This is a genomic window from Pseudomonas abyssi (assembly GCF_003444685.1).
Classification (GTDB): Bacteria; Pseudomonadota; Gammaproteobacteria; order Pseudomonadales; family Pseudomonadaceae; genus Halopseudomonas; species Halopseudomonas abyssi.
Genome location: NZ_LMAZ01000008.1, coordinates 98,046 through 119,226, shown reverse-complemented (window position 1 = coordinate 119,226; position 21,181 = coordinate 98,046). Strand labels below are relative to the sequence as shown.

The window sequence follows — 21,181 nt, the reverse complement described above, 5'->3', positions numbered from 1 at the left end:
GCACCGTGCTGCGCAGCGCCACACATGGCGGCTGTGCTATCGTAGCGGGCATTTCGCGGGGCCTCCAACGGCACCACGCGCAGCATGAGGGCGAGTTCACAATGCAGTCGTTATTCAACAAGCAGGTGGTGCTAGGCGTCAGTGGCGGCATCGCCGCCTATAAAAGCGCCGAGCTGATTCGCCGCCTGCGCGATGCCGGCGCCGAGGTACGGGTGGTCATGACCAACGCCGCGCGCGAATTCATCACGCCGCTGACCCTGCAGGCGCTGTCCGGGCACCCCGTGCACGGCGACCTGCTGGACCCGGAAGCAGAGGCCGCGATGGGCCATATTGAACTGGCACGCTGGGCCGACCTGGTGCTGATTGCACCGGCCACTGCCGACCTGATGGCCCGCCTGGCCCAGGGCCGCGGCGACGACCTGCTGACCACCCTGGTGCTGGCCACCGACGCCCCCATCGCCATCGCGCCGGCCATGAACCAGGCGATGTGGCGCGATGCCGCCACCCAGCACAACCTGACTCAGCTACTGGCGCGCGGCGTGAAGGTGTTTGGCCCCGGTGACGGCGGCCAGGCCTGCGGCGACGTCGGCCCCGGCCGCATGCTGGAGCCGACCGATATCGCCGCCCGCGCCAGCGAGTGCTTCGAGCGCGGACTGCTGAGCGGGCGTCATGTGTTGATCAACGCCGGACCGACCCGCGAAGCCATCGACCCAGTGCGTTACATCTCCAACCACAGCTCCGGCAAGATGGGCTTTGCCCTGGCCGAGGCGGCCGCCGAAGCCGGCGCGCGCGTCACCCTGGTGGCCGGGCCGGTCAACCTGCCCACCCCTGCCCGCGTTCAGCGTATCGACGTGATCAGCGCGCAGGACATGCTCGACGCCTGCCTGGCCGCGCTGCCGGCCGATGTCTTCATCGCCTCCGCCGCGGTAGCCGACTACCGCCCGGCAAGCGCAGCCGAGCAGAAGATGAAGAAGGACGCCACCAATGAAGACGGCCTGACGCTGACGCTGGTGCGCAACCCGGACATCCTCGCCACCCTGGCAGACCACAGCCAGCGTCCCGCCTGCTGCGTCGGCTTTGCTGCCGAAACCCACGACGTGCTCAGCTATGCTGCCGACAAGCTGCAGCGTAAAAAGCTGGACCTGATCATCGCCAATGATGTCAGCCAGAGCGGGATCGGCTTTAATAGTGACGACAACGCCGTCACCCTGATTGACCGCCAGCTGGAACGCTACAGCCTGCCGCAGGCCAGCAAGCAGAAACTGGCCCGCCAAATCATCGCCCGGCTCGCCGGGCAACTGAACGACTAAGGACTCCTGATGCACGCGCTGCAAGCAAAAGTACTGGATGCCCGCCTGGGCCACGAATGGCCACTGCCGAGCTACGCCACCGAAGGCTCCGCCGGGCTCGACCTGCGCGCCATGCTGGAGGCCCCGCTGACCCTGGCACCGGGCCAGACCGAGCTGCTGCCCACCGGGCTGGCCATTCATATTGCCGATCCCGGACTGGCGGCGATGATCCTGCCGCGTTCAGGTATGGGCCACAAGCACGGCATCGTGCTGGGCAATCTGGTCGGGCTGATCGATTCCGACTATCAGGGCCAGTTGATGGTCTCCTGCTGGAACCGCAGCAACAGCGCCTTTACCATCAACCCGGGCGAGCGCATCGCACAGCTGGTTCTGGTCCCGGTCTTGCAGGCTCAACTGCAGATTGTCGAGGAGTTTGACGACAGCCAGCGCGGCGCCGGTGGGTTTGGCCACACAGGGACTCACTGACCGGCGTACCCGATCATGTTCGCAGGGAGGCAAATAAGAAGATGAAACTCAGCCGAAAAGCATCCACCACCAGCAAGCCCGCCGGGCTGCCCAGCGTCAACCTGCCGGTCGGCCTGGCCATGGCCGGCATTGCCGCAGCCGCCGCTGTGCTCTGGGTCGCCATGAGCGGCTACGCCAGCAGCCTCAACCAGGCACTGGTCAAGGGCTACGCCAGCCAGCAGGTCAGCGGCCTGAATCAGGGCATGGCGCAACTGGATCGCGACCTTACCCGCATCGCTGCCAACCCGCAGCTGCAGGTCGCCCTGAGCCAGGGCGGCAGCCCCACCCTGGACCGCCTGCTCAGCTATCACCAGGCCGACACCCTGGGCATCTATACCCACGCTCCCGGCCAGGCAGAACGCATTGAAAGTGGCGCAGCACCGCTCAACTTCGCTGCGCTGGACATGATTCGCCGTGCCGAGCGGGACCTGCCCGTTCCGGTCGAAGCCCACCAGATTGGCGACCAATGGTTGCTGTACGGCGTCAAGCCGCTGCGCGCCTCCCCCAACGCGCCGGCCAATGGCACCCTGACCGCCGTCATGCAGCTGTCGCGGATGCTCGGCAGTTTGCCCGCGCTGGCCGACGGTGATGGCCGCGTACGTCTGATTCAGCAGTTTCCAGGCGGCCCTGAACAAGTGCTGTTTGACCAGGGCGAGGGCCGCGGCGACAGCATTCGACTGGCGACCGACAATCCCGCCTGGCACATCGACTTTCAACCCGGGCGGGGGCTCTCCAGCGTGACACCGAACCTCCTGCTGCTGGTGGCCAGTGCCCTGCTGGCCCTGCTGGGCGGCCTGTTTGCGCTGCTGCTGCTGCAGCGCGGCTGGACCGCGGCAGTGCGTGCCGACGCCAACACCCTGACCCAGCTCACCCTGGGCCACAAGGCTGGCGGCCTGACACTGGGCCCATTGGAAGCACCCGCGCAGAACATCATGCAGCTGGTCAAACGCAGCGGCCAGACGGTCGGCGCCAATAGCCCGCGCGAAGACGCCACCAAACCCGTCGCTGCCAAGCCGGCGCAACCGCTCGACAACGAGCTGAGCAACCCCATCTTTCAGCCCAACGAAGTCCTGGATATCGACATTCTCGACGAAGACGACCCCTTCGCAATGCAGGATGGCGACGGACAGGCGAACAGCGCCCAGGCCATCCCGGCCCTGCCGGCAGAAATTTTCCGCGCCTACGATATCCGCGGCGTGGTCGGCAAAAGCCTGACCGAGGAAGGCGTGTATTGGCTTGGCCGCGCGATTGGCAGTGCCTCGCTGGACACCGGAGAATCGCGCGTGCTGGTCGCCCGTGACGGCCGACTGTCCGGTCCGGCGCTCAGTGAACAGCTGATCCAAGGGTTGATGGACAGCGGCTGCCAGGTGAGCGATATCGGCATGGTGCCGACCCCGGTGCTGTACTTTGCCACCCACACCAGCGGCGCCACCTCCGGCGTGATGATCACCGGCAGCCACAACCCCCCGGCCTACAATGGCCTGAAGATCGTGGTCGCCGGCCAGACCCTCTCGGGCGATCAGATCAGCGCCCTGCACCAGCGCCTGCAGCAGAACAACCTGCGCGTCGGCAATGGCAGCCGCGACCAGCTGGAGGTGCTGGACAGCTACCTGCAGCAGATCGTCGACGACGTGGTCATTGCCCGCCCACTCAAGGTGGTCGTCGATTGCGGCAACGGGGTTGGCGGCGTCATTGCCGAACGCCTGCTCGAAGGTATCGGCTGCGAAGTGATTCCGCTGTACTGCGATGTCGACGGCCTGTTCCCCAACCATCACCCGGACCCGGGCAAGCCGGAGAACCTCACCGACCTGATCGAGATGGTCGAGCGCAGCGGCGCCGACCTGGGTGTCGCCTTCGACGGCGATGCCGACCGTCTGGGCTTTGTCACCGACAAGGGCGAGCTGATCTACCCCGACCGTCTGATGATGCTGTTCGCCGAGGACATCGTTACCCGCAACCCGGGCGCCGACATCGTCTTTGATGTGAAGTGCTCGCGCCAGTTGCCCAGCATCATCAGCCAGGCCGGCGGACGCCCGGTGATGTGGAAGTCCGGCCATTCGCTGGTCAAGGCCAAGATGAAGGAAACCGGCGCCCTGCTCGGCGGAGAGATGAGCGGCCACCTGTTCTTCAAGGAGCGCTGGTACGGTTTTGACGACGGCCTCTACAGCGCCTGCCGCCTGCTGGAGCTGTTGTCCATGCAGCCCGACAGCGCCGATGCCGTGATGGCCCGCTACCCCGCTGGCATCAGCACCCCGGAGATCAACCTGACGGTCGGCGAGGAGCGTAAGTTCGAGATTATTCGCGCGCTCACCGAGCAGGCCGACTGGGGCGAAGGCCAGGTCACCAACCTGGACGGTATACGTGTAGACTTTGCCCACAGCTGGGGCCTGATCCGCGCCTCCAACACCACACCGGTGCTGGTGATGCGCTTTGAAGCGGACAGCAGCGAGGAGCTGAACCGGGTCAAAACCCTGTTCCGCGAGCGCCTGCAGGCGGTAGCGCCTGACCTCAAACCCACATTCTGAACCACCGCAGGAGACATCAGAGCATCATGTTGAGTCGCGACGCCGCCGCCCAGGTTTCCCGGGTACTGACCGAAGCGCTGCCCTACATCCAGCGCTTTACCGGCAAGACCATCGTTATCAAGTACGGCGGAAACGCCATGGAAAACGATGAACTGAAGAACAGCTTCGCGCGCGACATCGTGCTGATGAAGACCGTCGGCATCAACCCGGTGGTAGTCCACGGCGGCGGCCCGCAGATCGGCGACCTGCTCAAGCGCCTGAATATCGAAAGCCAGTTTATTGAAGGCATGCGCGTGACCGACAGCCAGACCATGGACGTGGTCGAGATGGTACTCGGCGGCCAGGTCAACAAGGACATCGTCAACCTGATCAACCAGCACGGCGGCAGCGCCATCGGCCTGACCGGCAAGGATGCAGGCCTGATCAAGGCACGCAAGCTGAAGGTCAGTCGCCACACCCCCGGCATGGACAAGCCCGAGATCATCGATATCGGTCATGTCGGCGAGGTCTCCAGCGTCAATGCCAACCTGATCAACCGCCTGGTCTCCGATGACTACATCCCGGTGATCGCACCCATCGGCGTGGGTACCGACGGCGCCTCCTACAACATCAACGCCGACCTGGTTGCCGGCAAGGTCGCCGAGGCACTGGGCGCCGAGAAGCTGATGCTGCTGACCAACATCGCCGGCCTGATGGACAAGGAAGGCAAGGTCCTGACCGGCCTGAGCACCACCCAGGTCGATGCCCTGATTGCCGACGGCACCATCTACGGCGGCATGCTGCCGAAGATTCGCTGCGCACTGGATGCGGTGCAGGGCGGCGTCGGCAGCGCCATCATCGTCGACGGCCGGGTACCCAATGCGGTGCTGCTCGAACTGTTCACCGATACCGGCGTCGGCACCCTGATCACCAACCAGGTGCGCGAAGCCTGATGCTCAAGAGCGATTTCCGCTTCAGCACGCCGCTGCGCGTGCGCTGGTCCGAGGCCGACCCGCAAGGCATCGTGTTCAACGGTCACTACCTGAACTACGTAGACGTCGGCGTGACCGAGTACTACCGCGCACTGCGCGCGGCGGCAGGGGCACAACCGGGTGAAGGGCTGGATGGCAGCGAGTTTTTCGCCGCCAAGACCGTGCTGGAGTACAAGGCGCCGGCGCTGTTCGACGACCTGCTGGATGTACATCTGCGCGTAGCCTACTTCGGCAACAGCAGCATGCGCTTTGTCGCGGCGATCTACCGCGCTGACGAGCTGCTGCTGACCGGCGAAGTGGTTTACGTGCATGCGGATCAGACGAGCCGTCGACCAACGCCCATTCCCGACAGTTTCAAACAAAGCGTGAGCGCGTTTGAGTGTCTAGCGCCGGAGCAGGCAGCGCCGGCGGTACAGGGCTGAAAAGACAAGCCGCCCGCCTGACGGCGGTGCGGCTCAGTCGTCGCCCAGCAAAAACTCCAGCCGCTCGCGCTTGCGGGCAAAGTCCTCGCGAACCTTGACTGTCTCCTCCTCCTGGCGCTGAATCAGCCGCTGCAGGCGGGCCGTCTCGGCATCCACGGCAGCCAGCTGATCCAGAATCGACTGATCGACTGTCTTGCCGGCGCGCTCCTGGTCGGCAGCGCGCGACTGCAAGGTCTCGCGCTCATCGCGCAATTCGGAAATATTGGTTTTGGCTGCGGTGATCTGGTTGTCAATCTGCAGCAACTGGCGCTGCTGCGCCCGATCCAGGTCGGCAACACTGCTGTACAGGCGCAATAGCGTGGCATCGGCGGCGTCACGCTGCGCCTGCTCTTCCAGCGCCGCGCGGCGCGCCTCCCGTTCAGCAGCGGTCGGCGCCGCCGGCACAACGAGCTTGACTCGCCCATGGGCGTCGAGCACTTCGTAACCACGACTGATGAACTTGGGCGGCACCCGACTATCGAGCACGGTGACACCCTTGTCGTCGACATAGCGATAAAGCTCGGCCATCGTCTGCGCCGACCACAGCAGGGTCAGCGCCAGCGCAGCGTTTGTTATCTTCCATTGCATCGCAGGCGGTTCCTTTCCGTTCCCGAGGCGTTCAACGTGAACCGTATCAGGTTAATGGCCAGTTGGCAGCATATCGCCCGTTGGCAGCGTTGATCAAAACCACTATAGCTGTCGCCTGCGCAGACGGAAGGCTCAGATACCGTACTCGGCCCGATAGGCCTGGACCGCCGGCAGGTGCTGCTGCAGCTCGGCATCGTCCTGGATGAACGCCATCACCTGATTCAGGCTGACAATGCTGATCACCGGAATACCGAAGTCCCGCTCGACTTCCTGAATCGCCGACAGCTCGCCCTGGCCGCGCTCCTGACGGTCCAGCGCGATCATCACGGCAGCCGGGGTCGCGCCTGCCTGCTGAATGATCTGCATGACTTCGCGCACGGCGGTACCGGCAGTGATCACATCGTCGATGATCAGCACACGACCTTCCAGTGGCGCACCAACCAGCGTCCCGCCCTCGCCATGGTCCTTGGCTTCCTTGCGGTTGAAACAATAGGGCAGATCACGGTCAAAGCTGTCAGCCAGGGCAACAGCGGTCACCGCCGCCAGCGGGATGCCCTTGTAGGCCGGGCCAAAGATGACATCCACGTCGGGCAAATCGCTATGCACCAGTGCCTGGGCATAAAAACGTCCGAGTCGACTCAGCGAGCCGCCATCGTTAAACAGGCCAGCGTTAAAAAAATAGGGGCTTTTACGGCCCGACTTGAGGGTAAATTCGCCAAATCGCAGGACGTTGCGATCCAGGGCAAAACGAATGAATTCCCGCTGATATTCGTGCATCTGCACCCTCATCATTAACAAAACTACATAAAGGTCGGGTATCATACACCCTGCTTTTTTGGGGAGCCACGCATGCGAATCATCAGTCTCAATGTCAACGGAGTGAAGGCCGCCGCCGAGCGGGGTCTGTTTGACTGGCTGCGCACCCAAGACGCCGATGTCATCTGCCTGCAGGACATTCGTGTTACCGCCCCCGAACTCGAGCAGGATCCTTACTGGCTGGACGGCTACTGGCAGTATTGCTTTGAAGCCGAAACGCCCTCCCAGGGCGGTGTCGCCATCTACACCCGCACCGCGCCCAAAGCCATCATCATGGGATTGGGCTTCGAGACCGCCGACCGCTACGGCCGCTTCATGCAGGCCGACTTCGACAAGGTCAGCATCGGCTCCCTGCTACTGCCCTCCGGCCGCGACGGCGACGCGGACCTGAACCAGAAATTCAAGTTCATGGACGACTTTGCCGGCTACCTGAACAAGCAACGGCGCAAGCGCCGCGAGTTCATCTACTGCGGTTCACTCTACGTCGCCCACCTCAAGCTGGATGTAAAGAACTGGCGCGACTGCCAGAACGAGCCCGGTTTCATGGCACCAGAACGCGCCTGGATGGATGAAATCTTCGGCACCATGGGCTATGTCGACGCGACCCGCGAGGTGACGCGCGAGTCCGAGCTGTACAGCTGGTGGCCGAACAGCGAGCAGGCTGAAAACCTCAACCTCGGCCTGCGCTTTGATTACCAGTTTCTGACGCCCGGGCTGCGCCGCTTCGTCAAGCAGGCGAAGATCCCGCGCAATGTCCGCTTCTCCCAGCACGCTCCGGTCATCATTGATTACGACTGGACGCTGAGTATCTGACAGCTGGACATGGTCTAGGCGTACCGGCCTGAGTGCAAGCGCACCGGCAGGATCAGCCACAGAAAAAGCCCCCGCAGCCGTTGGTTGCAGGGGCTTTTTTTCGTCTACTTGATCAGGCGCCAGCAGAACGGATAGCGGTAGGCGGTGCCTTCGTTGGACTTGATGGCGGCGATGATCACCAGCACCAGGGCCGCAATACCAACCACCCACGCCAGCAGAATGCCGATCAACACCAGCATCAGCAGCACGCAGACCACCAGCATCAGGGTAACGGTGATCTGGAAGTTCAGCGCTTCCTTGCCCTGATCGTCAACAAAGGGGTCCATGTCCTTCTTCAGCTGCCACACAATCAGCGGGCCAATCAGGTTGCCAAACGGCAGCACGCAGCCCAGCAAGGCAGAGACGTGGGCGATCAACGCCCACTGACGCGCCTCCGAACTGGGCTTGCCCGGTGGTGGCTCGGGGGCTTCTACGGCGGGATCAACGGGGTCGGTCATGGGGCACTCCTTGCATGTGCGGTAAAGAACAGAGTGCCCGTTTTAACAGACTTGTGCGTTACTGCCTACCGACGCGATCTCAGTCTGCCAAAGCCGCCTGCTGCAGGCTGAACAGCTGCTCACAGCCCTGACGTGCCAGCGCGAGCATGGCGTTCAGGTCGTCGGCGCTGAACGGCGCCGCCTCGGCCGTGCCCTGCACCTCGATAAAGCCGCCCTTGTCAGTCATGACGACGTTCAGGTCGGTATCGGCGGACGAATCCTCAGGGTAGTCCAGATCCAGCACGGGCACGCCTTTATAGATACCCACCGAGATGGCCGCAATCATCTGCACCTCGGGCACCTTTTTCAGCGCACCGCGCTGCTTCATGGCACGCAGGGCGTCGACCAGCGCGACACAAGCGCCGGTGATGGAGGCGGTGCGGGTGCCGCCATCGGCCTGAATGACGTCGCAGTCGATATACAGGGTGTTTTCACCCAGCGTCTTCAAGTCAACCGCCGCGCGCAACGAGCGGCCGATCAGGCGCTGAATCTCCAGGGTACGACCACCCTGCTTGCCACGGCTGGACTCACGCTGCATGCGCGAGCCGGTCGAGCGCGGCAACATGCCGTACTCGGCGGTGATCCAGCCCTGGCCGCTGCCACGCAGAAAGCGCGGTACACCGGCCTCGACACTGACGGTGCAGATCACCTTGGTATCACCGAATTCAACCAGCACCGAGCCCTCGGCATGCTTGGTGTAGTGGCGGGTCATGCTGACCTGGCGCATCTGGTCAGGGGCGCGTTCGCTGGGGCGTTTCATCATCTGGGTCCTTGTACAGCGGGGAGGAAGTGCGCGGAGTATAGCAGGCCAACGTCTGCCACCGCTGTCTCAGCCGCGCGCCAGAGATTACCCAGGCGCACGCTGCCGAGGTTACAATGCCTGCCGAACCATCGACCACCGACAGGGAAGCAAGACACCATGGCCAATAGCATGACCGCCTTTGCGCGCAGTGAACTCAGCACCGATCAGGGCAACCTGGCTTGGGAGCTGCGCTCGGTCAATCATCGCTATCTGGAAGTCACCCTGCGCCTGCCCGAAGCTTTCCGCGAGCTGGAAGGCCCATTGCGCGAGCTGCTACGCAAGCAGGTGGCCCGCGGCAAGGTCGAATGCACCCTGCGCTTTAACCCGGCCGAGCAGCAGTCCAGCGAACTCAGCCTGAACCAGCCGCTGCTGGACCAGTTGATCCGCACCACCGAGCAACTCGGCGCTCGCTTGCAGAACGCCGGCCCGGTCAACCCGCTGGAGCTGCTTGCCTGGCCTGGCGTGGTGATTGGCGAGAAGGCGGATCAGGGCGACTTGGTCAAACAGGCCCGGACGCTGTTCGACCACGCGCTCAAGGAGCTGAAGGAGCACCGCGCCCGCGAAGGCGCCGAGCTGAAGCAACTGATCGAGGACCGCCTGACCAGCATCAGCGAGCGCACTGCGGTGATCCGTGACATGATGCCGACCCTGCTGACCGCCCACCGGCAGAAGCTGATCGACCGCTTCAACGACGCCAAACTGGAGCTGGACAGCACCCGCGTCGAGCAGGAAATCGTGCTGCTGGCGCAGAAGATCGACGTCGCCGAAGAGCTCGACCGCCTCGATACCCATGTCGCCGAAACCCGCCGCGTGCTGGACAGCAAAGACGCCATCGGCCGCCGCCTGGATTTCCTCATGCAGGAATTCAACCGCGAAGCCAACACCCTCGGCTCCAAGGCCATCGATACCCGCAGTACCCAGGCAGCAGTAGACTTGAAGGTGTTTATCGAGCAGATGCGCGAGCAGATTCAGAATATCGAGTAAGCCGATACCGCTCCGTTGCGGAACGGCATCACCTTTGCGCAGGGTTACTCCAAGGAAACCCGGATGGCGATCGGATACTCATCACAGTTGTGCCCGGCACCGCCGCGATCGACTACCAGAAACTCCCCTTCGCGCTCGAGTACCGACTGAATCGCATGCCAGGTACCGATACGGTAGTTGACGCCCTGGCGGCCGTCAGTAATGAAGGCGCGCACCTCGGCAGGATCAATCACATCGCCCGGCGGCGCCACCACGATCAGGAACTGCTCCTCGTGCAACGGCATGAAGGCCTGACTGCCGAGCGGATGCCGCTCGAGAAAAGTCAGCTCCAACGGCACGGTGACCGGCTGGCTGACGAAGATGCTGATCAGCACCCGTGGCGACTCGCCGGCCACCTCGACCTTGGCCAGATCGTGATGGCGACGGGTGCGGCCCGCGTTGATCATGAAGTGCGCGGAGCTGCGCGAGTCGATTACCTCACCGAAGGCCGCGAAGGCCTCCGGTGTCAGGGGTTGGGCCGTCAGCTCCAATACGTCAGTGCTCATCTCCTGCTCCTCAACAGCCAAAGGTCGGCAGTTTCATATGGCGGTTGACGTCCTTGTACAGCAGGTAGCGGAACGGGCCGGGGCCGCCGGCGTAGCAGGCCTGCGGGCAGAAGGCACGCAGCCACATGTAGTCGCCGGCTTCCACCTCGACCCAGTCCCTGTTCAGCAGGTAGACCGCCTTGCCCTCCAGCACATAGAGGCCGTGCTCCATGACGTGGGTTTCGGCGAAGGGAATCGCGCCGCCCGGCTGGAAGTTGACGATATTCACGTGCATGTCGTGGCGCATGTCGCTCATGTCGACAAAGCGGGTGGTGCTCCAGGCGCCATCGGTGCCAGGCATTTCCAGCGGCGTAATGTCGTTTTCGTTGGTAACGAAGGCTTCCGGCACGTCAACGCCGTCGACTTTCTCGTAGGCCTTGCGCACCCAGTGGAAGCGCACCACAGCACCGCTGTCGTTGCGTACCTGCCAGTCACTGTTCGGCGGGATGAAGGCGTAACCGCCCACGTCCATCTGGTGCGCCGTCCCGTTCAGGGTCAGCGTCAGGCCGCCCTCAACAATGAACAGCACGCCTTCGGCGGTCGGATCGGTTTCCGGCTTGTCGCTGCCGCCGCCGGGCTGCACTTCCATGATGTACTGCGAGAAGGTCTCGGCGAAACCGCTCAGCGGACGTGACAACACCCACAGACGGGTGCCGGTCCAGAACGGCAGGTGGCTGGTGACGATGTCGCGCATCACGCCCTTGGGAATCACCGCGTAGGCCTCGGTGAAGACCGCGCGGTCGGTGGTCAGCTGGGTCTGCGGCGGATGTCCGCCGGTCGGCGCGTAATAGCTGCGGGGGGTCGATTGCTTGGCCATGCTTACTCCTGATGTTGAACCGGGTGGTGGGTTGCCCAGTGGTGGGCAATGTCGACACGGCGTGTCACCCACACCCGATCATGGGATTCGATGTAGTCCAGAAAGCGCTGCAGCGCCCGGAAACGGCCTGGTCGCCCAATCAGACGGCAGTGCAGACCGATCGACAGCATCTTCGGTGCCTCTTCACCTTCGGCATAGAGCACATCGAAGGCATCTTTCAGGTACTGGAAGAAATGCTCGCCGGTGTTGAAGCCCTGGGCCGCGGCAAAGCGCATGTCGTTGGTATCCAGCGTGTAGGGCACGATCAGATGGTTGTGCAACTGGCCCTGGCTGTCGGCCTCGCGGGTCCAGAACGGCAGGTCATCGCCATAATAATCGCTGTCGTAGGTAAAACCACCCTGATCGAGCAGCAGACGCCGCGTGTTAGGGCTGTCGCGGCCGGTGTACCAGCCTTCGGGCTGGGCGCCATACAGCCGCTGGAAGATCTCCATGGCGCGCTGCAGATGCTCGCGCTCCACCGCCTCGGGGATGGTCTGGTAGTGAATCCAGCGCCAGCCGTGGCAGGCCACTTCATGACCCAGCTCGACAAACGCCTGCGCCAGCTCAGGGTGACGCTCCAGCGCCATGGCCACGCCAAACACGGTGAGCGGCAGACCACGGCGCTCGAACTCGTTAAGGATGCGCCAGACACCGGCACGCGAGCCGTACTCGTAGATCGACTCCATGCTCAGATGACGGTCATCGAAGGCCGCAGCGCCGATGATTTCAGAGAGAAACTGCTCGGAATGGCTATCCCCGTGCAGCACGCAGTTCTCACCGCCTTCTTCATAGTTGAGCACAAACTGAACGGCGATCCGCGCCTTACCGGGCCAGTTGGCGTGCGGCGGGGTGCGGCCGTAGCCCACCAGGTCGCGGGGATAATCTGCGCTCTGAACCATGAGAAATCACCTCTGCAATTAAAAGAAAAACACCAGCGGCGGCTGTTAATCGACATAACCGCCGCTGATTCGATGTCGTAGATGCCAACGATTGTATACAATTAATCAGTTTAGTTGTGTACAAACAGGTTCCCAGCATGCATATACGCGTTATCAACCCCAATACCACCCAGGCGATGACCGATACCATCGGCACCGCCGCCACAGCTGTCGCGGCACCCGGCACACGCATCAGCGCGACCCAGCCGAGCAGCGGACCCGTGTCCATCGAAAGCCACTTTGACGAAGCCGTCAGCGTACTTGGCGTGATCGATGAAATTCGCGCCGGCGAACGCGATGGCGTCGACGCCTACGTCATCGCCTGCTTCGGCGACCCCGGCCTGAACGCCGCGCGTGAGCTGACCCGAGCGCCGGTCATCGGCATTGCCGAAGCCGCCTTCCACGCCGCAACGCTGATCAGCACGCGCTTTTCCGTGGTCACCACGCTGCCGCGCACGACTATTATTGCCGAGCATCTGCTCGACAGCTACGGCATGGCCAGCCGCTGCCGCCGCGTACGCGCCGCCGACATTCCAGTGCTGGAGCTGGAAGCCAACCCGGATCTGGCGCTGGAACGCATTATCGAGGAATGCCTGAAGGCCAAACAGGAAGACGGCATCGGCGCGATTGTGCTCGGCTGCGGCGGCATGGCCGACCTCACGCCGCAGATCAGCGCCGCCGTCGGCCTGCCGATCGTTGAGGGCGTGACGGCTGCGGTCAAGCTGGCCGAGGCGCTGGTTGGCCTGGGACTGCAGACCAGCAAGCACGGCGACCTGGACTTTCCGCCGCCCAAACCTTTCACCGGACGTTTTGCCGAGTATTCGAACCTGACGCCCGACTGAGCACACCACGCCGGGGCCGGCGTGGGCGGCCCCGGATGTGGATGACAACCACCGATCGATCACAGAATCGCGGGAGACAATAATGCGCATCACACATCAACTGGAGGCCGTATGAGCACTGACATCAGCAGCGCAACGGCCAGCGAACTGCCGGCACATGACGGCAAGGCTGCAGGGGAAGAGTCCCTGGCCCCTCAACAGGTCCGCATCATGGGCCGCTTTTCCTACCTGCTGGCCTGGTTTGGCGGCTGTGTCGCCATTGGTACCTTTACCATGGGCTCCAGCGTGGTCGGCACCCTCAACCTGATCCAGGCGACCGTCGCCATCGCCATCGGCTGCTTCGTCATTGGCGTAGCTCTGGTCCTCAACGGCGCCGCCGGCTACAAGTACGGCATTCCCTTCGTGGTGCAGGCGCGCAGCGCCTTCGGCTTTACCGGCACCCGGCTACCGGGCCTGGTGCGCGCCGTGCCGGCGATCGTCTGGTACGGCTTTCAGAGCTGGATCGGTGCCGGCGCGCTGAACATGGTCTCGGCCACGCTGTTCGGCTTCGACAATCTGGTGTTCTTCTTCATCGCCTTCCAGTTTCTGCAGATTGGCCTGTCGGTGATGGGCTTCCAGGGCATCAAGTGGCTGGAGAACGTCGGCAGCGCCTTTATCCTGGCCTCGCTGGTATACATGTTCTATAGCACGGTGCAGCGCTACGGTGACGAGCTGTCGATGAGCCTGCTGACCATGCAGGGTTCCTGGGGGCTGCCGTTCTGGAGCGCAACCATGCTGTTCCTCGGCATCTACAGCACCATGATCCTCAATGTCAGTGACTACTCGCGCGAGCACCAACACGGCTCCGGCCCGGGCCTGCTGACCACGCTGTACTCGATGTCGATTCTGCCGTGCACGCTGTTCATGGGCCTGATCGGCTACATGGTCTCCGAGGCCACCGGTGTTGCCGACCCCATCGAGGTGTTCGCCAACGCCGTGGACAACACCCCGCTGCTGATGTGCACCTTGCTGTTCATCGCCTTTGCCCAGGTCACCACCAACGTGCTGAACAACGTGGTGCCGCCGACCTATGTGCTGATGGACGTGTTCAAGTTGAAATTCCGTCCGGCCACGGTGATCGTCGGGCTGCTGGCCTTTGCGACCTTCCCCTGGAAGTTGGTCAGCGCGGATTCGGCTGCGGGCCTGCAGGTGTTTGTGCAGACCTACTCGGCGTTTCTCGGGCCGATCTTTGCCATTCTGGTGGTGGACTACTACCTGATTCGCAAGCGCACCCTCAACCTGCAGCACCTGTACGATGCCGAAGGCCCCTATCGCGGCGTCAACTACGCGGCGCTGGTGGCCACCGCGATCGGTGTGTTGGCTGCGCTCAGCCTGTCGAGTATTTCCTGGTACGCCAGCCTGATCCCGGCGGGCCTGAGCTACTACCTGCTGATGCAGTACTGGCCAGCCTGCGCGCGCTTCAGACAGTGAGCCCTGGTATCGCCGCTGGGTTGATTTAAGGAAGCACTGATTAACTCAGCGGCGATAACCGGCAAACACATCCTGCAGATCAGGCACGGCCTGCGGCTCATCACCGATCGACAGCGACGCTTCGATGTCCTCCAGGTGCTTTGCCATAAAGGCCGCCGCCGCCTTGCCATCGCCCTTCTCCAGCAGCTCCAGTAGTTGCTGGTGGTCCGTGCAGTCGCAGCCCAAATTGCCGGCGTTGCCGTAGACCGCCAGGATCAGCGACGAGCGCGAACACAGCTGGACCACAAAGGTGGCCAGGGTCTGATTGCCGGCCAACGCTGCCAGCGTGCCGTGAAACTGCGCGGAGCACTGAATGGCTGCGCTCTGTTCTCCAGCCTCCAACGCCTGCTGCTCCTGCGCTGCCAGAGCCCGCAGCCGGGTCAGCCCGGCGGCATCCAGGGTCTGCGCCAGCGGCAACATGGCCCCGCATTCAACCAGCCGTCGCGCCTCAAATACCTCCCGCGCTTCCTCGGCCGAGGGCCGGGTAACGCTGGCGCCCTTGCCGGGCGTCAGGGTGATCAACTGGTCCATTGCCAGCCGCTGCAACACCTTGCGAATGCCCGTGCGACTGACCCCAAACACATCGGCCAGGGCATCCTCACGCAAGCGCGCGCCCGGTTGCAGGCGATGCTCGATAATGGCGGCGCTGATGGCCTGATAAATGCGCTCATGGCGCTGCGCTCCGGCGCCGGAGACAGGGCTGGCAGTGGCTGCGGCGCGCAACGCCGACGCGACCCGGCGGGCAGTCATCGGGGAGTTCCTCGGTCTGGTGAAGGGTAAGGCGCGCTATTGTAGCGGGTTCGGGGCGTCCAGTGCTGCCGCCGCCCCGACGATCAGGCGATCACCTGGCTGATGGTAACGACCGGCACAATGTCACTGTAGTTGACGATATCCTCATTGAGCGCCTTGCCGCCGGCCGCAAACGCCGCCTGAAACTGCGCCATATCGGCAAAGAACAGGTGGGCGGCGGCCACGATCGGCGGCGCCTTGCCGGCACCGTCGGCCAGACACTGGTCTATCTCCAGCTTGAGCAGACCATGCGCGTCAAGCTGCTGATGAATCAACTGGGCGTGGTGCTGCTGGTAGTAGCTGTGGTCAAAGCGGGCGTTTTCCTGGGCGGGATAGCTGACAGTCACGCGAATCATGGCATCAAATTCCTGTTGTTGTGCTTGGCCAAGCACCATAGCACGCCTCAGCCGAGCAGCGTCTCTACCCGCTCACGCAGGCGCTGGCGGTCCGCATCAAGCACCAGCGCCTGCTCACCCAGAGCCAGCGCCTCGCGCGCCAGACGGCGCGCCGGCGCGGCAAAGCAGGCATCTTGTGCGGCCAGCGCCTGCAGCGACTTGACCAGCCGCAACTGCACGTCGATGCGCCCCGCGCCGTCACGCGCTATCGGGCCAAACAGGTCATCAAACAGGTCATCCAGCGCCAGCGGCGTCAGCCACACGCCCTGACAGGACACCTCGGCTTCCTGCGGCGACGGCCCCTTCGCCCAGGGGGCAAACAGGCGTACTCCGCGCCCCAGAATGTCGATGGCGGTACCCGGGTCGTTGACCGCCGGCGACAACGCCCGCGAGGCAATCTCCGACAGTACCGAACAGCCAAAACGCGGGTCCTGATCAAAGGAGCGCAGACTGTCGAGGGTAAAGCAGTCACACAGCGCGCACTGCAGGTCCTCATCCAGTCGCCCGTGCACCCACAGCAGCGGCTCGGCCGGATGCACAAAGGCGCCGGGCTGTACCGGTACGTAGAGCGCCAGCTGGTGTTCCTCAGCCAGCTCGGAGAGGGTCAGCACATCCAGATGCTGCAGATAAAAGCTGTCATCCGGATACAGCGGGCGGCAGCCGGCCGGCACCTCCCCATCCCAGCAATGGGCGCCCAGGCAGGGGTTGGCAATGCGCTCGCGCAGCGCCCGCGTGGTGACCTGCTCGACCCGCTCGGTGGTGTCGCCCACCCGGCCAAAGCGCGACAGGTGATCAATCCAGCGCAGAATGGTCACCACAATCAAGGCGATGACCAGCAGGGTGATCGCAAACAGCACGACTCGGCCGCTTTCGCCGTAGGCCCCGGTGCTCAGCGCCACCAGCCCCACCAGGCTGAACAGAAAGGCACCGATAAAGGTACCCAGCACGTTTTGCGTGGTGGTGTCCTGCATCAGCAGTCGGGTGGCGCGGGGCGTCACGTTACTGGTCGCGGTACTGTAAGCCGCCACCATGACACTCAGCGAGAAGGTGGTGACCGCCAGCATGCTGGAGGCGAGGATGTCGAGAATGCGATCCACCGCGTCGGCGCCGATATCCACCGGCAGCGGCCCGGGCAGCAGGCGCTCGATCAGCACCGCCAGCAGCGCCGCCGCCAGCGCCAGCACTACGTAGAGCGTGGCGCGAATCCACAGCGTCCGTGTCAGCTGCGCCAGCAGCCATTGCCATTTCGAGATCATCCCACACCCCTATACCGGTGAAGCCCACAGCTTACCGCACCCATGACGCGACACGGCAGACGTCCTATAATGGCGCGCTTTACCCTTACCCGCAGGAAACACCTCGATGAGCCACGCCACCGGCACCCTGTATATCGTCTCCGCCCCCTCCGGCGCGGGCAAAACCAGCCTGGTCAAGGCGCTGATCGAGCTGACCCCCAACCTGCAGGTGTCGGTGTCCCATACCACCCGCGCCATGCGTCCGGGCGAGGTGGACGGCGTGAACTACCACTTCACCGACCGCGAGACCTTCCTCAAGCTGGTCGAGGCCGGTGATTTTCTGGAACACGCCGAAGTCTTCGGTAACCTCTACGGCACCTCCCAGAGTGCGGTCGAGCAGGCGCTGGCCGAAGGCCGCGACCTGATTCTGGAAATCGACTGGCAGGGCGCGCAGCAGGTGCGTCGCAAGCTGCCGCAGGCCCACTCGATCTTCATTCTGCCGCCGTCCCGCGAAGCGCTGCGCCAGCGTCTGACCCAGCGTGGCCAGGACCAGGACGAGGTGATCGACCAGCGCATGGCCGAGGCCGAGGCCGAGATGAGCCACTACGTCGAGTTTGACAGCCTGGTTATCAACGATACCTTCGAACACGCGCTGGAAGACCTGCGCGCCATCGTACGCAGCTACCGTCTGCAAACCGGCGCGCAACAGGCACGCCACACCGAGCTGCTGCAGGCGCTCTTGTCAGACTGAGGCACCACCCGGTAGACTGTCAGGTCCTGCGCCCCTGTTCGGGGCGCCTTGCGTTCAATTGTTTATCCTTTCCGGAGTACCCCATGGCTCGCGTTACCGTTGAAGACTGCCTGGAAAATGTAGAAAACCGTTTTGAGCTGGTCATGCTGGCCTCCAAGCGCGCCCGTCAGCTGGCCACCGGTGGCAAAGACGCCAAGGTAGCCTGGGAAAACGACAAACCGACCGTGGTGGCACTGCGCGAAGTGGCCGAAGGTCTGGTCACCAACGCCATCATGGCTGAAGAAGCCCTGCAGGATCAGCAGGAGCCGCTGTACTCGCTGGAAGCGACCGACGAGCCGGCCGAGTAAGAAACAGGTTTGCTGTTGCGCAGGCCGGGCATCCCTGAGGTCACCACTCGCGCTGGCGGGTGCGGGAGAGCTGCATGTCTGCGATAGAAGTATTTGCCGACAACCTGGGTAACTACCTTGAGCCGGAGCAGGTCAACCTGGTCCGGCGCGCCTATTTCTACGCCGAGCAGGCCCATGACGGGCAGACCCGCCGCAGCGGCGAGCCCTACGTTACCCACCCGCTTGCGGTAGCCCACATCCTTGCCGACATGCACATGGACCATCAGAGCCTGATGGCCGCCATGCTGCATGACGTGATTGAAGACACCGGCATTCCGAAGGACGCACTGATCGAGCAGTTCGGCGATACCGTCGCCGAACTGGTGGACGGGGTCAGCAAGCTGACCCAGATGACCTTCGAGACCAAGGCCGAAGCGCAGGCCGAAAACTTCCAGAAAATGGCGCTGGCGATGGCCCGCGACATCCGCGTGATTCTGGTCAAGCTGGCCGACCGCCTGCACAACATGCGCACCCTCGGCGCACTGGCGCCGGAAAAACGCCGACGCATCGCCAAGGAAACCCTGGAGATCTACGCGCCAATCGCCAACCGTCTGGGCATGCACAGCCTGAGCACCGAGTTTGAAGATCTCGGCTTCAAGGCCATGTACCCGATGCGCTCGATGCTGATTGACCGCGCCGTGCGTAACGCCCGGGGCAACCGCAAGGAGCTGCTCAACCGCATTCTCGAATCGCTGCAGGCCTGCCTCGAGCGCGAAGGGCTGCAGGGCAAGGTGATGGGCCGCGAGAAGCACCTGTACGGCATCTACCAGAAGATGCGCGGCAAGAAGAAGTCGTTCAATGAAATCATGGACGTCTACGCCTTCCGCATCATCGTCGACAAGCCCGACACCTGCTACCGCGTGCTTGGTGCCGTGCACAGCCTGTACAAGCCCTTCCCGGGCCGCTTCAAGGACTACATCGCGATCCCCAAGGCCAATGGCTACCAATCCCTGCACACCACGCTGTTCGGTATGCACGGGGTACCGATCGAGATTCAGATCCGTACCGACGAGATGGAAGAGCTGGCCAACAACGGCATTGCCGCGCACTGGGTCTACAAGTCCAAGGACGACGTGATCAACGGCAACCATGCGCGTACCCGCCAATGGCTGAAAAGCGTACTGGAGCTGCAGCAGAACGCCGGCAACTCGCTGGAGTTCATCGAGAACGTCAAGATTGACCTGTTCCCCGACGAAGTCTACATCTTCACCCCAAAAGGCCGCATCATGGAGCTGCCAAAGGGCTCCACACCGGTCGACTTCGCCTACGCCGTACACACCGACATCGGCAACAGCTGCATCGCCTGCCGGGTCAACCGCCGCTTGGCGCCGCTGTCCGAACCACTGGAAAGCGGCGAAACCGTCGAGATCATCACCGCGCCAGGCGCCCGCCCCAACCCGGCCTGGCTCAGCTTTGTGATCACCGGCAAGGCGCGCAGCAACATCCGCCACTTCCTCAAGCATCAGCGCCACTCCGAGTCGATTGCCCTCGGCGAGCGCCTGCTGGACAAAGTGCTGGCCAGCTTTGATACCCAGCTTAGCGCCATTCCCGAGGCCCGCATCCAGGCTGTGCTGAACGATTGCGGCATGGAGCTGATGGAAGACCTGCTGGCCGACATCGGCCTGGGCAACCGCATGGCCTACGTGGTCGCCCGCCGCCTGCTGGCCAGCGGCGACGGCGCCAGCGAGGACGAACCGCAGAAGGTCGATCAGCCGGCCAGCGCCGCAGACAGCAGCGAAAAACCGCTGGCCATCCGCGGCACCGAAGGCCTGGTGGTCAGCTTTGCACGCTGCTGCAACCCGATCCCCGGCGACCCGATTGTCGGCTATCTGTCATCGGGCAAGGGTATGGTCATTCACCAGGAAAACTGCCGCAATCTGGCCGAGCTGCGCCACAACAGCGAGAAGACTCTGCACCTGACCTGGGACAAGGATGTCAGCGGCGAATTTACCATCGAGCTGCGCGTCGAGCTGGAGCACCAGCGCGGCATCATCGCCCAGCTTGCCACCGGCATTACCGTGGCCGACGCCAGCATCGACAAGATCAGCGTCGATGAGCGCGACGGCCGGGTCAGCGTAGTACAACTGGTGGTACGCGTCCGCGACCGCCTGCACCTGTCGCAACTGATCAAGCGCATTCGCAACCTCAAGGGCGTGATGCGCATTACCCGTCTCAAGAACTGAATTTCGTCGGAGAACACATGAACAAGCAAGTTATCACCAGCGATCAGGCGCCTTCCGCTATCGGCCCCTACTCGCAGGCCATCAAGGTTGGCAACACCGTGTACCTCTCCGGCCAGATCCCGCTGGACCCGGCCACCATGGAGGTCGTTGAAGGCTTTGAAGCGCAGGTCTGCCGCGTATTCGACAACCTGAGCGCGGTTGCCGAAGCGGCTGGCGGCAAGCTGCAGGACATCGTCAAACTGAACATCTTCCTCACCGACCTGGGCAACTTCGCCACCGTCAACGAGATCATGGAGCGCTACTTCGAGAAGCCCTACCCGGCCCGCGCCGCCATCGGTGTTGCCGCACTGCCCAAGGGCGTGCCGGTCGAGATGGACGGGATTATGGTGGTGGGCTGAAGCCT

General features: G+C 63.3%; 23 protein-coding genes. 13 read left to right on the top strand and 10 right to left on the bottom strand.

All coding sequences use genetic code 11. The annotated features are described in order from the left end of the window. Positions 1–101: 101 nt before the first annotated feature. Genes coaBC through ASB58_RS17705 form a run of 5 tightly spaced genes read left to right on the top strand, consistent with a single transcriptional unit; the run spans position 102 to position 5,732 of the window. The gene (coaBC, locus tag ASB58_RS17725) at positions 102–1,310 is read left to right on the top strand and encodes a bifunctional phosphopantothenoylcysteine decarboxylase/phosphopantothenate--cysteine ligase CoaBC (protein WP_096004829.1); all 1,209 of its coding nucleotides are present in this window, start codon (positions 102–104) and stop codon (positions 1,308–1,310) included. Positions 1,311–1,319: 9 nt separating this feature from the next. Continuing rightward, positions 1,320–1,775, top strand: coding sequence for a dUTP diphosphatase (gene dut, locus ASB58_RS17720; RefSeq protein WP_096004830.1), 456 nt, complete (start codon positions 1,320–1,322; stop codon positions 1,773–1,775). 41 nt (positions 1,776–1,816) lie between these two features. Then, positions 1,817–4,339, top strand: a complete 2,523-nt coding sequence (locus ASB58_RS20395) for a phosphomannomutase/phosphoglucomutase (protein ID WP_118131791.1) — start codon at positions 1,817–1,819, stop codon at positions 4,337–4,339. 23 nt (positions 4,340–4,362) lie between these two features. Next, positions 4,363–5,271 carry an acetylglutamate kinase gene (gene argB, locus ASB58_RS17710; protein ID WP_118131790.1) on the top strand — a complete coding sequence of 303 codons (909 nt, stop codon included), beginning with the start codon at positions 4,363–4,365 and terminating at the stop codon, positions 5,269–5,271. Further along, positions 5,271–5,732, top strand: coding sequence for an acyl-CoA thioesterase (locus tag ASB58_RS17705; RefSeq protein ID WP_096004833.1), 462 nt, complete (start codon positions 5,271–5,273; stop codon positions 5,730–5,732). Before argB ends, ASB58_RS17705 begins: the two co-directional genes overlap by 1 nt. A gap of 33 nt (positions 5,733–5,765) precedes the next feature. On the opposite strand, the gene ASB58_RS17700 is transcribed toward ASB58_RS17705, so the two are convergent. Further along, complete coding sequence (locus ASB58_RS17700) at positions 5,766–6,359, bottom strand: DUF4124 domain-containing protein (RefSeq protein ID WP_118131789.1); 594 nt, start codon at positions 6,357–6,359, stop codon at positions 5,766–5,768. Between the two features lie 132 nt (positions 6,360–6,491). Further along, positions 6,492–7,136, bottom strand: a complete 645-nt coding sequence (gene pyrE, locus ASB58_RS17695) for an orotate phosphoribosyltransferase (protein WP_096004835.1) — start codon at positions 7,134–7,136, stop codon at positions 6,492–6,494. A gap of 72 nt (positions 7,137–7,208) precedes the next feature. On the opposite strand from pyrE, the gene ASB58_RS17690 reads away from it, so the two are divergent. Beyond that, positions 7,209–7,988 carry an exodeoxyribonuclease III gene (locus ASB58_RS17690; protein WP_096004836.1) on the top strand — a complete coding sequence of 260 codons (780 nt, stop codon included), beginning with the start codon at positions 7,209–7,211 and terminating at the stop codon, positions 7,986–7,988. A 104-nt stretch (positions 7,989–8,092) separates the two neighbouring features. Here ASB58_RS17690 and ASB58_RS17685 read toward each other — a convergent pair whose 3' ends face one another. Together ASB58_RS17685 and rph are read right to left on the bottom strand one after the other, a co-directional pair. Continuing rightward, positions 8,093–8,485, bottom strand: coding sequence for a DUF4870 domain-containing protein (locus tag ASB58_RS17685; protein WP_096004837.1), 393 nt, complete (start codon positions 8,483–8,485; stop codon positions 8,093–8,095). A gap of 79 nt (positions 8,486–8,564) precedes the next feature. Further along, positions 8,565–9,284 carry a ribonuclease PH gene (gene rph / locus ASB58_RS17680; protein WP_096004838.1) on the bottom strand — a complete coding sequence of 240 codons (720 nt, stop codon included), beginning with the start codon at positions 9,282–9,284 and terminating at the stop codon, positions 8,565–8,567. Positions 9,285–9,443: 159 nt separating this feature from the next. Here rph and ASB58_RS17675 point away from each other — a divergent pair, with 159 nt between their 5' ends. Beyond that, positions 9,444–10,310 carry a YicC/YloC family endoribonuclease gene (locus ASB58_RS17675; RefSeq protein ID WP_118131788.1) on the top strand — a complete coding sequence of 289 codons (867 nt, stop codon included), beginning with the start codon at positions 9,444–9,446 and terminating at the stop codon, positions 10,308–10,310. Positions 10,311–10,354: 44 nt separating this feature from the next. Here the strand turns inward: ASB58_RS17675 and ASB58_RS17670 are convergent, their stop codons facing one another. From ASB58_RS17670 to puuE, 3 genes are read right to left on the bottom strand one after another with little or no spacing between them, the layout of a single operon-like run. After that, a complete protein-coding gene (locus tag ASB58_RS17670; protein ID WP_118131787.1) occupies positions 10,355–10,855 on the bottom strand; it encodes an ureidoglycolate lyase in 501 nt (166 codons plus the stop codon). 10 nt (positions 10,856–10,865) lie between these two features. Beyond that, the gene (locus ASB58_RS17665) at positions 10,866–11,711 is read right to left on the bottom strand and encodes a bifunctional allantoicase/(S)-ureidoglycine aminohydrolase (RefSeq protein WP_118131786.1); all 846 of its coding nucleotides are present in this window, start codon (positions 11,709–11,711) and stop codon (positions 10,866–10,868) included. Positions 11,712–11,713: 2 nt separating this feature from the next. Further along, on the bottom strand, positions 11,714–12,649 hold the full coding sequence (gene puuE, locus ASB58_RS17660; protein WP_096004842.1) for an allantoinase PuuE: 936 nt from the start codon (positions 12,647–12,649) through the stop codon (positions 11,714–11,716). A gap of 137 nt (positions 12,650–12,786) precedes the next feature. On the opposite strand from puuE, the gene ASB58_RS17655 reads away from it, so the two are divergent. Beyond that, positions 12,787–13,530, top strand: coding sequence for an aspartate/glutamate racemase family protein (locus ASB58_RS17655; protein WP_096004843.1), 744 nt, complete (start codon positions 12,787–12,789; stop codon positions 13,528–13,530). Positions 13,531–13,641: 111 nt separating this feature from the next. Continuing rightward, a complete protein-coding gene (locus ASB58_RS17650) occupies positions 13,642–15,000 on the top strand; it encodes an NCS1 family transporter (protein WP_118131785.1) in 1,359 nt (452 codons plus the stop codon). 45 nt (positions 15,001–15,045) lie between these two features. Here the strand turns inward: ASB58_RS17650 and ASB58_RS17645 are convergent, their stop codons facing one another. The 3 genes from ASB58_RS17645 to ASB58_RS17635 all read right to left on the bottom strand — a co-directional run bounded on the left by ASB58_RS17645 (position 15,046) and on the right by ASB58_RS17635 (position 17,479). Next, complete coding sequence (locus tag ASB58_RS17645) at positions 15,046–15,789, bottom strand: GntR family transcriptional regulator (RefSeq protein WP_118131784.1); 744 nt, start codon at positions 15,787–15,789, stop codon at positions 15,046–15,048. Between the two features lie 83 nt (positions 15,790–15,872). Further along, the gene (locus ASB58_RS17640; protein ID WP_165771271.1) at positions 15,873–16,184 is read right to left on the bottom strand and encodes an EthD family reductase; all 312 of its coding nucleotides are present in this window, start codon (positions 16,182–16,184) and stop codon (positions 15,873–15,875) included. A gap of 47 nt (positions 16,185–16,231) precedes the next feature. Further along, on the bottom strand, positions 16,232–17,479 hold the full coding sequence (locus tag ASB58_RS17635; RefSeq protein ID WP_096004847.1) for a DUF2254 domain-containing protein: 1,248 nt from the start codon (positions 17,477–17,479) through the stop codon (positions 16,232–16,234). A 106-nt stretch (positions 17,480–17,585) separates the two neighbouring features. On the opposite strand from ASB58_RS17635, the gene gmk reads away from it, so the two are divergent. From gmk to ASB58_RS17615, 4 genes are all read left to right on the top strand, one after another. Then, positions 17,586–18,209 carry a guanylate kinase gene (gene gmk, locus ASB58_RS17630; RefSeq protein ID WP_096004848.1) on the top strand — a complete coding sequence of 208 codons (624 nt, stop codon included), beginning with the start codon at positions 17,586–17,588 and terminating at the stop codon, positions 18,207–18,209. A gap of 83 nt (positions 18,210–18,292) precedes the next feature. Next, entirely contained in the window at positions 18,293–18,556 is a 264-nt protein-coding gene (gene rpoZ / locus ASB58_RS17625; protein WP_096004849.1) for a DNA-directed RNA polymerase subunit omega, read from the top strand. Positions 18,557–18,630: 74 nt separating this feature from the next. Then, positions 18,631–20,778: a bifunctional GTP diphosphokinase/guanosine-3',5'-bis pyrophosphate 3'-pyrophosphohydrolase gene (gene spoT, locus ASB58_RS17620; protein WP_096004850.1), complete on the top strand. Its 2,148-nt coding sequence runs from the start codon at positions 18,631–18,633 to the stop codon at positions 20,776–20,778. Positions 20,779–20,795: 17 nt separating this feature from the next. Further along, complete coding sequence (locus ASB58_RS17615) at positions 20,796–21,176, top strand: deaminase RidA (RefSeq protein ID WP_096004851.1); 381 nt, start codon at positions 20,796–20,798, stop codon at positions 21,174–21,176. Positions 21,177–21,181 lie beyond the last annotated feature (5 nt).